Origin of the sequence: Ekhidna lutea, assembly GCF_900188325.1 — a bacterium.
Lineage (GTDB): Bacteria > Bacteroidota > Bacteroidia > Cytophagales > Cyclobacteriaceae > Ekhidna > Ekhidna lutea.
Map to the genome: position 1 here is coordinate 384,020 of NZ_FZPD01000005.1, position 13,185 is coordinate 397,204.

Here is a 13,185-nt window from a genome sequence, read left to right on the forward strand (position 1 = left end):
AGTTTCGTTTTTTCTATTGTACTACAGTGCACATTCGCATCTATACAAAACTATTCACGATGCGAGATACAGAACGAAAATTAGAATACATGCCGCTTCAGGCTGTCCTTGAAGAGCTTCAAATCAGTAAGGAATGGGCTTATAAGTTGGCAAGAAAGGGACGTCTTAAAATGTACTATATGGACGTCAACAAAAAGGGAGAACCGTCTGGTAAGGTATTTCTAAGAGTTGACCAGATCAATCAAATCTTTTTGGAGAAACAAACTGATGATGTCTTATGAGTTCGTCTAAAGATACTCAATACATCAGAGTTGGTACGACCTACTATAAGTATGTAGATATACCATTAATTTCAGGAGATAAGATAAGAAGACTTGTTCCCTGGAGTAGACAGACGATTCTTCATGATCATCCATCAAAAATCCTATCTAAGATCAAGAAGTTTGACGGTTTTTGCAATATTCCGAATCACTTAGAATATAAAGAGGAACATAATAATTTCCTCAATTTATATAAGCGCGTGCCATACCTTCCAAAAGAAGGAATGTTTGAAACTACAGTTTATTTCCTTAAACACATTTTTGGTGAGCAGTACGAAATTGGCTTAGACTACCTGACAATTTTGTATAGATACCCTACTCAAATGCTTCCCATTTTATGTCTAGTGAGTAAAGAAAGAAAAACAGGTAAAACCAAATTTATTGATTTTATGAAGTTGATTTTTTCTGAGAACATGACCTATAATACGAACGAGGATTTCAGGAGTCAGTTTAATTCAGATTGGGCCGGAAAACTACTTATTTGTGTTGATGAGGTTCTTCTGGATAGGAGAGAAGACAGTGAACGAATTAAAAATCTAGCAACAGCATCTTCTTTCAAATCTGAGGCGAAGGGTAAAGATCGCGTTGAGTCTGAGTTTTTCGGAAAGTTCATTCTTTGCAGTAATCATGAAGATAATTTCATTCAAATTGATTCGGGGGAGACAAGATATTGGATTAGAAAAATACCACGATTTGAAAAAGAAGATATAAACCTATTACAACGGTTGAAAGAGGAAATACCAGCTTTCCTATTTCATCTACTCAATAGAAAGATTTTAAGTAAACGAAAGACTCGTATGTGGTTTGAGGAGTCAATTCTACGGACCGAAGCGTTAAAAAAGGTTATCTATAGAAACAGAACTCATCTTCAAGTAGAAGTACTCATGATTTTGAATGGAATTGTTGAAGACTTTGAGTTGGAAGAGATTCAAGTTTGCCTGACGGATCTTCTGCCATTTTTAAAGCAATCTTCAATAAAAGCCTCAAGGTTTGAAATTAAACAGATTTTTGAAGGGGAATGGAATCTTTCAAGCAGAGAAAACTCATATACCTACACTCGATATGAGCTAGTGGGAGGTGCCATTGTAGCCAGATCTCAGCAAAAAGGGAGATACTACACCATCTCTAAAGAGCTACTAAACGAAAAGATGAAGGAAAGATGATGACAGATGAGAGTCAGTTATAAGATACTGAATATCAACCTGTTAAATATTCATCTATCGTTCATCTAGGATTCATCAGAAATAGAAAGATGAAAATTCATCATCTGCAATCTCAAAAGATGATAAAAAGATGACTATTAGATGATCTTCTATATATCTGAAAACCAATCGCTTATTAATCAAAATCATCAAAAATGACTAGAATATCCAACTACTTGACAAGCTTCGATGCTGTAGTAATGGGATTACTAATTTTCCTCTCCTACAGATTTTTTGAAGTTCAATCCCTATTTGAAAGGTATCTGCCACTAAGTGATTCAATACTTCAAATTGCATCTCACCTCATTGCTTTTGTAGTAGTATTTACTTTATTAATCTTTAGTGCCAATCTAGACAGATTTAAGGTTCACCAACACGATAGTGGATCCTGGATAAAAGTTGCTCTGTTTGTTTTCACAATCACTGTGAACTTTTTCTTTTGGCGCTGCTGGGAGGGTGGTGTGGAGAATGAACCGTATCAACTAAGCATCTTCTTCAAGATCACTATCACCCTATTTCTTGGAATTTTTGATTACGGTTTTAATCATATTTTCATATCCGCCTGGAAAGAGAAGCAAAGCCTCAGCAAGTTATCTTTTTCTCTTAGCCAGCTAAAAGAGAAAGAGAGCGAACTACAAGTAAGAGTGAGCAAGCTTTCAGCAAGCGTCAGCGAGCTTATTGCAAAGCATGATAAAAAGAGATGTCCAAGATGTCATGCTGACTTACCCTCTATACATGCTAGAAATGCCCATTTAAGAACCTGTCACGAAACTCCTAAAATCTTAAACAATGAACTGTAAACAATTGAATAACATGGATCCAGAGATATTGCTTCGTGAGTTAGGGCATGAACCGGTTCGTCGTAATGGAAATGAACTATTGTACAGAGCACCTTATAGAGATGATTCCCATCCTTCTCTTTCTCTAAACCGAAAAAAGAGGGTATGGATCGATTATGGTACAGGAGAAGGAGGTAAGATGGTAGATCTAGTGATGCGAATAATGGGAGAAAAATCGGTTTTAAGTATGCTTCAGAGGATCAGGACCTATGGTATTATTCCGAGTATAGGATCTAATCCTAAACCGGTAGATTTAATTAAAAAATCCTATGAAATATTGTCAGTTACAAAAGTAGGATCAGAGCCTTTGATTAGGTATTTGAAGAAAAGAGGAATCAACTTAGGAACAGTGTATGAACTAATTAATGAGGTTAGATACAAGAATACAAATGGTGTTTATTATGCACTGGCTTTCGAAAACCGAAGTTCGGGTTTCGAAATTAGAAATGAACTCATGAAGAAGGCCATCTGTCTGGGTAATAAAGATATCTCTATTGTGAATGGAGAAGGTCAAGACATTGCTGTATTTGAAGGCTTTTTCGACTTTCTTTCTTACCTCGAATTATACCCAAATAGACCATATAAGACGCATCTTATTTTGAACTCAATTGCAATGACCGACCGAGCAATTTCATACCTCAAAGGTACTGGTCTAAGCCACAATATTGAGTTGTATTTGGATAATGATTCAGCAGGCAGAATGGGGTCTGAAAAATTCATGAAAGCTTGTGGTAATCGGGTAATTGATAAATCAGATAGCTACAATTTAAGCAAGGATTTGAATGATCACTTAACGCGTTTGATTAAAAGGAATAATCAGCATGGGAAAGGATTTGGTTTGTAGCGAACAAGGCTTTAGTTCGGGCTACTACAGCGGGATAGATTTAATCCCCTAGCGCACTAGGGGTTCTCCCTCCAATCAGCAGAGCTGAAAGTCGTACAAACCCCGTGCGCCCTTCGGGTTATAAGTATTTAACAATAGAATCATGAGCAAATCAAGCATCAACTTTCAAGGTGTGAAAGCATCCTCTGAAATCCATAATGAAAGAGAAGCTTCAATGACTAAAGAAGGGAAGTCAGATCAAAAATTACCAGATTATGTTCGTAAAGATTTAATTGATAATAATGATCATTATGTTATTCAGAGAATCCATCAAAGAGGTTTAATAATTCGAGAAAAATATAAAAAAATGGTAGGTAGAAATATGCCTTCCAATTCAAAGCCAATTCGAGAAGCGGTTATGAATTTGGAAGAGCATCATACTATAGAGGATTGTCGGCGTGTAGCTGCTCGACTAGAGAGAGAATTAAATGTTGACGTATTTCAAATTCACATCCATAGAGATGAAGGAAGGTGGGTGGATCCTAAACGTGAAAATATTACTTTAGAAACGAAGACTCCTCACATAAAACCTCAGCCCAATGCAGTATGGTTACCAAATTACCACGCTCACCTGGTTGCTGACTGGACAAATTCCGAGACTGGTAAAAGTATAGACCTAAAAAAGAATGACCTTCGGGAAATGCAGACAATTGTTTCTCAGGAGTTAGAAATGGAACGAGGACGAAGCTCTAGCAGAAAACACTTGGATCCATTGACTTATAAAATTGAACAGAGAGGTAAAGAGTTGGAGAAACTTCTCAATATGTCAATGGAAAAACTAGAAGTAACAGAGAAAGGTTTACTAGGTAAAAACAGGGTAAATCAAGAAGCAACCATTGAATTGCTCAAGCAAACTACAAAAGATCAAAAACTTCTATTGACTAAGTTTCAAAAAGAAATCAAAGAACTTAAGAATGAGCAATTGCAGGATAAGAAAACTTTAAAAAGGTTTGATGAGGTGAGGTTAAAAGTTCAGCGTTCTTTTCAGGTCATTTTTCAAACCCAAGCATCTGGAAAGAACCCTGATTTATCACAATTCACGAGAGATGTTGGTAGCCTATTTATGGATGAACTTAGACTGGCCAAAAGCAATATTGATAGTTTGCAGAAAGGTGATAAAGGTAAAGAGCAAGGGATAAACCTGTAGGTGAACTCAATTCGAAAAATGAATGAATTGAGTAAAGGTTGGTCACGGCCAAGCTCAGTCTACCAAATCGCTTCTTCGCTTCTCGGTTTAACCTTACTGATTCAACCCGCCTTAAATCCTCGTCTCTCAGACTTCCATTTGGTTTGCACACCCTCGTGACCTGTACATGACTCAATTAATCATTGTTTCATGTAACCATTAAATCAGATGAAAAACCAAAGTGCAGATGAGATCTTCATCTATGTATTACGACTTGAAAATGGGATGTATTATGTTGGACAGACAAATGATCTTACACGTCGTTTCAGGAATCACCATTCCAAATCATCGGGAGCAGAATGGACTAGACTTCACCGACCGATCGAAATTCTTAGGCGTTTCCGGACCGGCTTGAATGACCCGGACTTAGCACTTAAGTATGAGAATGAATGCACGCTACGATGTATTCATGAGTTTGGATGGAAGAATGTAAGGGGTGGAGATTATATCTATGTGGATGAGGAGCAACACTACCTTCATCTTATTCAGGATAGTAATCTAGGCAACTGTATTTGCCCTGTTAAAGTTAAGGATGGTATTGATATATCCACTATTGAAAGGTGTGTGTTTACGTTGGAACTGGAAGATGAGAAGTATTTTGTAGGTACTACAAAGAATTTAAACCTTGCTATCCTTAGTGAGCTGAATGGTAGAGGGGCTGACTGGACCAGGATTTTCAAACCCATACGATTGATCAGAGTAGTTTCAGTCAATTATGATCTGGAGTTTGAGTCTTTGCATCTTCAAGAATTAAAAAGAGCATTCCTAAAATATAGATGTGAAGATGTAAGGGGAGGGAGGTTCAATTTGATCCATCCGGAGAGTCATTGGCGGATGGTAGTTCTTCAATTAGAGTTTAATTTTTAACTAATTTAATAGAAATGATAGAACCATTTGTCTTCTTAATTCTAAGCAAGTAAGTACCTGAAGGTATATATAAATCAAACTTAGACCGATTACTGGTTTGAATTTCCTTTCCTTTTAAGTCATAGATTGAGGCTTTTTGGAACTCCTCTATTTCTATAGATAAACTATTGTTTGCAGGGTTAGGGTATATTTTGCTGTTGTTTTTAAAATTTGATGATAATATAGTTGAGTTAAAAGTTATTGAAACTGGATTTGCTTCTTGCCAAAAACCGTTGCCTTCTTGTGTGGCTGTAATCTTAACTTCACCCTCATTTGTTATTAAGAGAGTATCCTTGGATATCAACTCAGCATTTTCAGATTCTATTATATAGGTAATTTGTAACTCTGAAGTGGCATTTGCATCCATTTTTTGATTGCTATTCACATAAAAGAACTCTGGTAAAGGAAAGTCTATTTCTTGCGTTTTGGGAGGATCATAAAAATATTTTTTTAAATAGTCCCCTATAATATCTTCTAAATACGTGGTGCTTTTTTCTTCCACCAATCTGCCTACAGGGTCATATTCAAATTCCTCTTCTCGAGTTATTATGTTCGTATCGCGATAATAAAACTGATTATATTCTTTGTCAGTTGTCATATGTAATTTCTTAATCAAGAAATTATTATTATCATACTGATTGAGTAATCTATATGCATCCTTTGGGTAGGAAAAGGAGTCATATGTTAAAAGGTAATATTCCTCTAAAAGATTAGTATTCTCGAAATAATCGAAAAGCTCTTCTTCATGGGGATATCTAAATTCTCCGTATTTATATCTAACTTCTCTTGATAACAATCCTAGTGCGTCATAATAGTACTCAATTCTATCAGTTTTGTCATCATAATGATATTCTTCAAAAAGCGAGATTTTTCCTAAAGAATTGTATTGATAAATTTCAGTACCGAATAGTGTTGAGCCATTATAATCCTCGATTTTAGTGATTTGACCTAGCTCATTAAATATCTCATAGTACCTTATTGGATCACCCCATTCATACTTGTTATTGAATGCGCTAGAGTAGTGCCACCTGTTTCTATTGCCTACTGAATCAAATTCATAAACAGTCTTAAAACTTGGTAACCATAATTCATCTATAGAGCTATAAAAATATTTAGCATTCTCTATTAGCAAACCTGATGTATCATAAATTAATTCAATTTTTGATTGAGGCTGCCAAGATCTACCAGACTCTTCCCATGTATAAACCTCTTCTAATATTAATTTTCTTCCGTCGTATGTAAAGGAGTCATCCCTCCATTGAATCCATGTTTCAGCCTCATTTGAATAATAATAATATCTAATGTTTGTAACACTATCATAAACATTGTAATCATTCTCGACCTTACTCTGAGGTATCCATCTGTTTATTGAAGAATCTAAAGTAAAGATGATTCTTTCTGTCAAAAGTTTAGATTGCGAATACTTCATTTCAATTTTCTGGGATTTATTATCTGTGATAATAAATCTAGAATATATAGGATCTATTGGGTCGCTCGGTTGGCTGAATAAAGGACCAACAAAAATTATACAAATGAATAAGTAATAAATCGTTTTCATCTAGTTTAGCCTAACTTCTATTCGGTCACATTGAGCTATAGTAAATGAACCATTTGTGAAAGAAATTATTTCCGCATTTCTGTAGTTGTAAACATATTCATCTGGAGTTAATTGACGGAAATATTCCGTTTCAACTGAAAAGCCAAACTCCTCATCTCCTAAAAAGACATAGGCATATTCTGTAGAAGTATTATTTATAAATACAACACTTCCAGTATTATTGGCTTCACATTGTTGGGTTTCTTCTTTGCATGAAGAAAACATCAGGACAGTGGTAAATAATAAAGCGAGGGATTTTAGAGTTTGATTCATAATAAAGATAAAAAATAGGCCGTCTACAATTTGATGAAATCAGCTTATATTTTTGTAATCTCAAACTCAATTAGGGTGGTTTAAGTAATCAAGTCCATAAGATAAGTAACGAATCGAAACAGTTTAAAAGCTTTGAGCGAGCTCTCTTGCCTCATTGGCACTGAGATTTACCTCCTTGATTCCAGCTGGAGTCTTAAAGATTACTTTAGGGTTCTTGCGATCTACCTTCCTAATGTACTTCTTATTGACAACTATCGATCGGCCTAACCTTATGAAGGTTTGATTGTTCAAACTAGTTTGAATTGCACCTAGATTAGAACTGGAAATGATACCACCATTATCTGTGGTCTGAACGACTGTGTATTTCCCATCAGCTTTGCAAAACAAAATTTCATCTTGAGGAATTATCTCAAATCCTGTGCGAGTATTTAAGCGGAGTGTATTTACCTTCTTTATTTTTTTTAACTTGATCAGGTGCCATGGTACAAGTAAGTAACTTCCAAAGATTAATAAGACTGATAGCATAGCAACCCAAAACCTGTACTTAATTAAAGGAATATCTGATATCGTATAATAGTAGTTTTCAAATAGATGACTGACCAATAGTACGCGCTGACTTTCCCTAAATCCAATACTATATTGGACCCCTGGTTTGTATTCAATCCCATCAATTTTGATCGGAATTGCATTTACAGAGGCAGCATAATACAAATCATGATTATTCCTATCAAAGTAGATAATACTTTGATCCTTTAACAACCTAATTACATTATGATTTTCAGCCAAATCTATTTTATTGATAATCTCAAATTCTTCACCAATGCTAATCCAACAGAAGTTTCCGTCCTCAATCATTTGGAAAACAGAAGAGTTATGTACATTACTGTATTGTAAAATTCTATTTGAGTTGAGTGTCTCAACTAGTTCTTTTCTTCCAGAACTCTGATAACTATATATTTCCGTTTTTTTAGATCTTCCGGAATACAGACCCATATATTTATTTATAGAGTCACTTATATAGAATGAATAAGATGGTAATCCTTCAGCTTTCATCCAATCGATTAGCTTTAGCTCCTGATCATAGACCATTATGTAACTGTTCTGGTCGCTAAATCTGGCTCCATCATGATTATTGTCTGGTGCTCTACCCCAGGTAATAAGTTCATTCCTGCCATCATTGTTGATGTCATCACTACCAAAAAATTGCTGATAATTCTGCAAGCTATCCGGAGTTTTGATCCAAAAGTCCCCTGCAAAATCATACATAAAGATGTTCCTTGGCTTGGCTCCATATCCGCTCATTACAGAAATGATTAAGTGATCTTTTCCAGATTTTTTCAGAGATAAAATTTCTCCTTTGAATTGTGAGGATGGGAGATCTGAAAACCCCGACGTAATATATTCGGAGTCTATAATTATTTTATTGGGATATTCTAAACCACTAATAAATAGACTATCATTTGCAAACTGAAAACCATAGATTTCCAAAATTTGATTTTTGTTGTAATCACCAAAAAATAAAGGTTCTGATTCTAGCCAATTAATTCTAAAATTGCTTTGGTAATCGCCAGATTCAGTGATAATATGTATAGATGCATGATTATCTAATTCATTCTTTTTCAGAATCTCCTCCGTAATTCCATCACCATCCAAGTCACGAAGCAAAGAGCTATTATTTGGATTTATTTTGATGCGTTTTTCTGATAGCTTGATCGAGTGAAGAGGGATCCCCCCTAAATATGAATATAGTACTGTGCCTAAGATTGATGTAACAATAAAGGCAATGATATTTTTGTTATTAAGATGTTTAAGCAACACTCCTATAAAAATCAGATATTATAAGTATTAATGCAAGCAGTTGTGCTTTGTATATTGGTTAGGACAAGAAGGATTTAACTAGGTCATGAGCAACTTATTTCCAAGTGAATGTTTGTGATTTTGACCATGAAATAGGTTCTTGCCTTTCAACCTAGCCGGTATATCTGATATTGTGAATAACTTCCCTTGAATTACCTCTGAATTTTACTAGGCTTGACCTAGAGAAGCAGTTATCAATTTAATCGTATTTGAAATTATGAAAAAGCGCTTCTCATCTGCTCCTTAATTGTTTCCTTGTCTATTCCATAATAGTGTTTGATGATGATCTCAACGCTTTTACCGGTAATCTCTGATACAGCTTTAGGAGAAATGCCTTTCTTTCCGCACAATGAAATAAAGGTCTTGATAGCTATGTGAGAAGTGATTGTTTTCCATTTGGGTTCATACTTGTATGACTTATTTCCGGAGGATGTTTTAATCAGTTCTACTTGACTATGAATTTTGGCTATATCACAAGCTTCTTTGATATAGGAATTGAATTTTTGTTCCGAGAGTTGAGGAAGCTCATAGTTGTATTTATCTAGTATTTCAAGTGGCCGTTTTGTCAATGGAACAAAGAGATCGTTCTGATTTTTATATGCTCTCATTACAATGGCCTCATCATGGATATGATTTTTATTTAATCTTTGTAAATCTGAGTAGCGCAGACCAGTGTAGCAGTTCAATACAAAAACATCTCTAACTCGTTCATATTTTGTTTTTTGGAAAGTATGATAGTATAACTGATCTATTTCGTTTTCTGTGAGATAAATAATTGTCTTGTCAATTCGAGGCACCTTTATTTTTGAGGCGATATCAGGTACATCATAATTTCTATCAATAAGGTAGTTGAGAAACACTTTTATATTCCTTAGGGATGTGCCAGCGGAGTTGTCAGAAATGCCTTTTTCTTTTCCTCCTGGTTTAACAAGATCATTATGTAGGAATCTTCTGAAATCATCTATTAAATCAAGACTGATGTTTGATAACCTTAGTGGCGATTTAAGTTTAGCTGTTTGGTATTTTTCTAAATGATAGATAGCCGTTCTATAGTTTGCTTTTGTTCCATCGCTTTTGGAAGTTTTCTTAACAAAATCTTCAAACAATGGGATGAGCTCCAGATCAACCCTAGGTGTAGGGGACTCCTTTTCAAAATACTTGTTTTTGACCAGACCTACTTCTGGATCAATCTTGTTTAGTTGGAGCTTCCGTGCAATTTGCAGAATCCTGGACTTAGCATGTTCAATTTTTGTATTGACGATAAGGTCTGATTGTCTTTTGGACTCAATGAGATCCTCATTCAGTTTTGTCTTACGAATCCCTTTAGTTGAATTTACCTTTTGATTTTTTTCATCCCATTGAGAAGCCACTACTTTGACGCCTGAGCTGATGTCTTTTACTTTTTGATGATGTCCATATCTGAGGTAGATAACAGCCTGGCCGTTGCTATTAACCTTGTTCTGTCTTATGAGTGCTTTTACTGTTGCCATGACCCAAATATATAATACAATAGGTCAAGTTATAGGTCAAGTTTATAGACGTCAATAGCAGTGTATAGACGTCAACGAAAATTTAAAAAAAGCATTTAAATCAATTAAAAGCCAATTAATGACAAATAAAGCTATATTGGTTCGAATCCGACTGGAGGCTCTCAGAACCCACTCGTTTGAGTGGGTTTTTTGTTTTTATATTCGGATGAGAACCAACGAAGTGGTTCGAAAGCGCAGCTTCACGAGGGGCAAAGCGTATGGCTGTGGGTATAAGTAATCCGACTGGAGGCTCTCAGAACCCACTCGTTTGAGTGGGTTTTTTTGTTTAAAAGCATCTATTTCTGATCCAAAATCCTACCTTTACCCCAGCTCTGGTTCAGCAGTATACAAATCTGAGAATGTAACAATAAATGAGCTTGTTCGATTCGCTAGATCACGCCCACTATGGGGATCATCGAATGTATCGACTTGCATCATAATCCTTCTAATAAGAGGTTTGATATAGGCGGGCCAGAGTTTTTTTATTTTAAAGCACCAACTACCACAGAAGTGGCTATAATTCCACCCAAGAAATAGTAGATTCGGGATTGCCTGATTCGTTGGATATCTGCTCTTAAATGAACATTTGTTTTTCGCTCTTCTTCCAGCATAGCATCATTTGCTAATAGCTTTGAGTTCCAAAAGTCAGCCTCCATTTTTCTAAGTTGAGTGGCACTGTCAGCAAGAAATATGCGCTCCTCGTATGTTTTAAGCTTTTCCTGATAAAGTACGATTCGTAGTGAATCAAATTCTGCTTTCGTTTCAAGGTTTTTGAATTCTACTACCTTTTCTCTAGGCATATAAAACAGGTTGAAGTCAAAAGGGTTTCTGAAACTCTCTGCTGGTCGGATCATTCCGGTTGTGTTTTGTGAAAAAGAGAGGAGCGAAACCAATGTCGCAAAGACAAATAATATTAAATTCTTCATAAGATCAATTTCTGAGCCAGTCTAGCAACTCATCGTCACTGAGATCGGTGTTTTTCTTTAGCGCTTCTTTTTCAGCAGCATCGAGATTTCCTAGTTGTTTAGATATGGTGGCTGACTTGTAATCGAGATAGTCCATACGTGCTTTGATTGCTCTGAATTTGCTATCATACTCCTCACGGATGAGCTCCCAGTTTTGACGCTTAGTTGCATGTTCGGTTTCTATTGCTTCAATTTCCTCTTCCACATTGATTTTGGAAGAGTTAAAGAGTTTCGCTTTAAAGGCGGCAAATCCACCTGCCAGTACAGCAAAGATTTGGCCGATATACTCGCCAACAGACTCGCCTTTAAACACAAGTAAAATCACTACTCCTACAGCTAGCGCTACTATTATAATTGTTTTTAGTGACTTGCTCATATCAATCAGGTTCTGATCCTACAGTTTCGGTTCCATCTGTGTTCACTTTCACTGTAGACGGGTGGTTTGGTGCCTGTATCATGGCTGCCACCTTTTCTTTGGTCTCCAGGCGCTTATCAAGCGCAGCTTTCTCATTCTTATCTCTTTTTTCAGAGATACGAAAGACTTCTTTCATACCAAAGATCAGCGCCCATATGGTCGTGTTGAAAGTGACCCACTGTGTACTGCTAAAGCTCAGTTCGAAGGTCTTGCCTCCAATATCAATGACTTTTTGGTTCAGAAGTAAATAGGTGGAAATCCAGGTTCCTGCTACTAACCCCCATACCTTCACGCTTATGAGTGTGAAAAGTAGCTTTGAGAACCACTTGGACCAAAAGCCATCTTCTCCGATAAATACTTTTTCTGGTTTCTCCATTGTGGTTTATTTAGTGAGTTCTAATAATCTGCTCCATGTCTTTGGACCTACGATACCATCTGCGTGCAAGCCTTGAGCAGCTTGGAATTTTCTTATAGCCGCTAGCGTCTTTATTCCGTGGACTCCATCTACTGGACCTGCAGCAAAGCCAAGTTTATTGAGTCTCTTCTGGACTTCATTTATAGATTTATTCACTTTGGACTCGACACTAACAATATTCTCTCTTTTGGACTCCACGTATTTTTGAAGTTCATAACCGGGACATGCAGGCTTACCAAAATGATAATGACCGTATAGATCCTGGTTTGTAAGTTTTAATGACTTCTGAAGATAGTTTACCAAAAAGTCGATCGAGTCAATTTGCTCTTTCGTAGGTTCTGAACTACCCATATCGTATCCGGGTCCATTAAAGTTTCCAACAGCCATGATTCCAACTGCTTCAATATTTTGTCCTTTACAATGCCAGGTCACACTGGATAGCTCATTGGCTTGTATGATCTCTCCATTTTTGCGTATCGCATAATGATAACATATATGTGGACAGCCTTTGGAAGAAATATGGTTGGGTTTGATGTGGTAATTATTCACATCTTCCACATCTGCTTCGCCAAGTTCCTGGTGAATAATGATTTTGTTGATAGACGAAAGTTGCCGTACTCCCCATCTTCTGGTAGGATGCCATGGCAGTATCGAAATCAGGTTTTTAATTTCTGACATTGATTAGGTTGGTTAGATGACTTTCCAAGCTAGTACTTATTCAATTTAATTACAAGAGGTATTTGTAAATTAAAGAATGGGTAATTCTAAAAAAAAGAATTTTTAGGTTACTTAAGTTAT

At 36.1% G+C, this 13,185-nt stretch carries 14 protein-coding genes; 6 read left to right on the forward strand and 8 right to left on the reverse strand.

Going from position 1 to position 13,185, the window contains the following annotated elements; all coding sequences use genetic code 11:
- Positions 1-59: 59 nt before the first annotated feature.
- The 6 genes from CHB71_RS15630 to CHB71_RS15655 all read left to right on the forward strand — a co-directional run bounded on the left by CHB71_RS15630 (position 60) and on the right by CHB71_RS15655 (position 5,297).
- Positions 60-281: a hypothetical protein gene (locus CHB71_RS15630; protein WP_089357873.1), complete on the forward strand. Its 222-nt coding sequence runs from the start codon at positions 60-62 to the stop codon at positions 279-281.
- Positions 278-1,483, forward strand: a complete 1,206-nt coding sequence (locus CHB71_RS15635; protein WP_089357874.1) for a primase-helicase family protein — start codon at positions 278-280, stop codon at positions 1,481-1,483. Before CHB71_RS15630 ends, CHB71_RS15635 begins: the two co-directional genes overlap by 4 nt.
- Positions 1,484-1,677: 194 nt before the next feature.
- Complete coding sequence (locus tag CHB71_RS15640; protein ID WP_144017453.1) at positions 1,678-2,322, forward strand: hypothetical protein; 645 nt, start codon at positions 1,678-1,680, stop codon at positions 2,320-2,322.
- Entirely contained in the window at positions 2,312-3,205 is an 894-nt protein-coding gene (locus tag CHB71_RS15645; protein WP_089357876.1) for a toprim domain-containing protein, read from the forward strand. Before CHB71_RS15640 ends, CHB71_RS15645 begins: the two co-directional genes overlap by 11 nt.
- A gap of 142 nt (positions 3,206-3,347) precedes the next feature.
- Positions 3,348-4,391 carry a hypothetical protein gene (locus CHB71_RS15650; RefSeq protein WP_089357877.1) on the forward strand — a complete coding sequence of 348 codons (1,044 nt, stop codon included), beginning with the start codon at positions 3,348-3,350 and terminating at the stop codon, positions 4,389-4,391.
- A 207-nt stretch (positions 4,392-4,598) separates the two neighbouring features.
- Positions 4,599-5,297, forward strand: a complete 699-nt coding sequence (locus tag CHB71_RS15655; protein WP_089357878.1) for a GIY-YIG nuclease family protein — start codon at positions 4,599-4,601, stop codon at positions 5,295-5,297.
- Here the strand turns inward: CHB71_RS15655 and CHB71_RS15660 are convergent.
- The 8 genes from CHB71_RS15660 to CHB71_RS18940 form a co-directional block, all read right to left on the reverse strand.
- Entirely contained in the window at positions 5,287-6,894 is a 1,608-nt protein-coding gene (locus CHB71_RS15660; RefSeq protein WP_089357879.1) for a T9SS type A sorting domain-containing protein, read from the reverse strand. The genes CHB71_RS15655 and CHB71_RS15660 overlap by 11 nt on opposite strands.
- Positions 6,895-7,206 (reverse strand): hypothetical protein, encoded by a 312-nt coding sequence (locus CHB71_RS15665; RefSeq protein WP_089357880.1) that lies wholly within the window; start codon positions 7,204-7,206, stop codon positions 6,895-6,897. It lies immediately after the preceding gene.
- A 123-nt stretch (positions 7,207-7,329) separates the two neighbouring features.
- A complete protein-coding gene (locus CHB71_RS15670) occupies positions 7,330-8,871 on the reverse strand; it encodes a LytR/AlgR family response regulator transcription factor (protein WP_144017454.1) in 1,542 nt (513 codons plus the stop codon).
- Positions 8,872-9,278: 407 nt separating this feature from the next.
- Complete coding sequence (locus CHB71_RS15675) at positions 9,279-10,553, reverse strand: site-specific integrase (protein ID WP_089357882.1); 1,275 nt, start codon at positions 10,551-10,553, stop codon at positions 9,279-9,281.
- A 521-nt stretch (positions 10,554-11,074) separates the two neighbouring features.
- A complete protein-coding gene (locus CHB71_RS15680) occupies positions 11,075-11,518 on the reverse strand; it encodes a hypothetical protein (protein WP_089357883.1) in 444 nt (147 codons plus the stop codon).
- A gap of 4 nt (positions 11,519-11,522) precedes the next feature.
- Complete coding sequence (locus tag CHB71_RS15685) at positions 11,523-11,933, reverse strand: hypothetical protein (protein ID WP_089357884.1); 411 nt, start codon at positions 11,931-11,933, stop codon at positions 11,523-11,525.
- Between the two features lies 1 nt (position 11,934).
- Positions 11,935-12,348 carry a hypothetical protein gene (locus CHB71_RS15690; protein ID WP_089357885.1) on the reverse strand — a complete coding sequence of 138 codons (414 nt, stop codon included), beginning with the start codon at positions 12,346-12,348 and terminating at the stop codon, positions 11,935-11,937.
- 6 nt (positions 12,349-12,354) lie between these two features.
- Positions 12,355-13,065 carry a peptidoglycan recognition protein family protein gene (locus CHB71_RS18940; RefSeq protein WP_221406744.1) on the reverse strand — a complete coding sequence of 237 codons (711 nt, stop codon included), beginning with the start codon at positions 13,063-13,065 and terminating at the stop codon, positions 12,355-12,357.
- Positions 13,066-13,185 lie beyond the last annotated feature (120 nt).

What these genes read in the sequence shown, in the direction of transcription:
- CHB71_RS15640 (WP_144017453.1), top strand. Translation starts at nt 1,678, where the DNA reads ATGACTAGAATATCCAACTACTTGACAAGCTTCGATGCTGTAGTAATG.
- CHB71_RS15660 (WP_089357879.1), bottom strand. Translation starts at nt 6,894, where the DNA reads ATGAAAACGATTTATTACTTATTCATTTGTATAATTTTTGTTGGTCCT.
- CHB71_RS18940 (WP_221406744.1), bottom strand. Translation starts at nt 13,065, where the DNA reads ATGTCAGAAATTAAAAACCTGATTTCGATACTGCCATGGCATCCTACC.
- CHB71_RS15690 (WP_089357885.1), bottom strand. Translation starts at nt 12,348, where the DNA reads ATGGAGAAACCAGAAAAAGTATTTATCGGAGAAGATGGCTTTTGGTCC.
- CHB71_RS15655 (WP_089357878.1), top strand. Translation starts at nt 4,599, where the DNA reads ATGAAAAACCAAAGTGCAGATGAGATCTTCATCTATGTATTACGACTT.
- CHB71_RS15650 (WP_089357877.1), top strand. Translation starts at nt 3,348, where the DNA reads ATGAGCAAATCAAGCATCAACTTTCAAGGTGTGAAAGCATCCTCTGAA.
- CHB71_RS15685 (WP_089357884.1), bottom strand. Translation starts at nt 11,933, where the DNA reads ATGAGCAAGTCACTAAAAACAATTATAATAGTAGCGCTAGCTGTAGGA.
- CHB71_RS15635 (WP_089357874.1), top strand. Translation starts at nt 278, where the DNA reads ATGAGTTCGTCTAAAGATACTCAATACATCAGAGTTGGTACGACCTAC.
- CHB71_RS15680 (WP_089357883.1), bottom strand. Translation starts at nt 11,518, where the DNA reads ATGAAGAATTTAATATTATTTGTCTTTGCGACATTGGTTTCGCTCCTC.
- CHB71_RS15630 (WP_089357873.1), top strand. Translation starts at nt 60, where the DNA reads ATGCGAGATACAGAACGAAAATTAGAATACATGCCGCTTCAGGCTGTC.
- CHB71_RS15665 (WP_089357880.1), bottom strand. Translation starts at nt 7,206, where the DNA reads ATGAATCAAACTCTAAAATCCCTCGCTTTATTATTTACCACTGTCCTG.
- CHB71_RS15645 (WP_089357876.1), top strand. Translation starts at nt 2,312, where the DNA reads ATGAACTGTAAACAATTGAATAACATGGATCCAGAGATATTGCTTCGT.
- CHB71_RS15675 (WP_089357882.1), bottom strand. Translation starts at nt 10,553, where the DNA reads ATGGCAACAGTAAAAGCACTCATAAGACAGAACAAGGTTAATAGCAAC.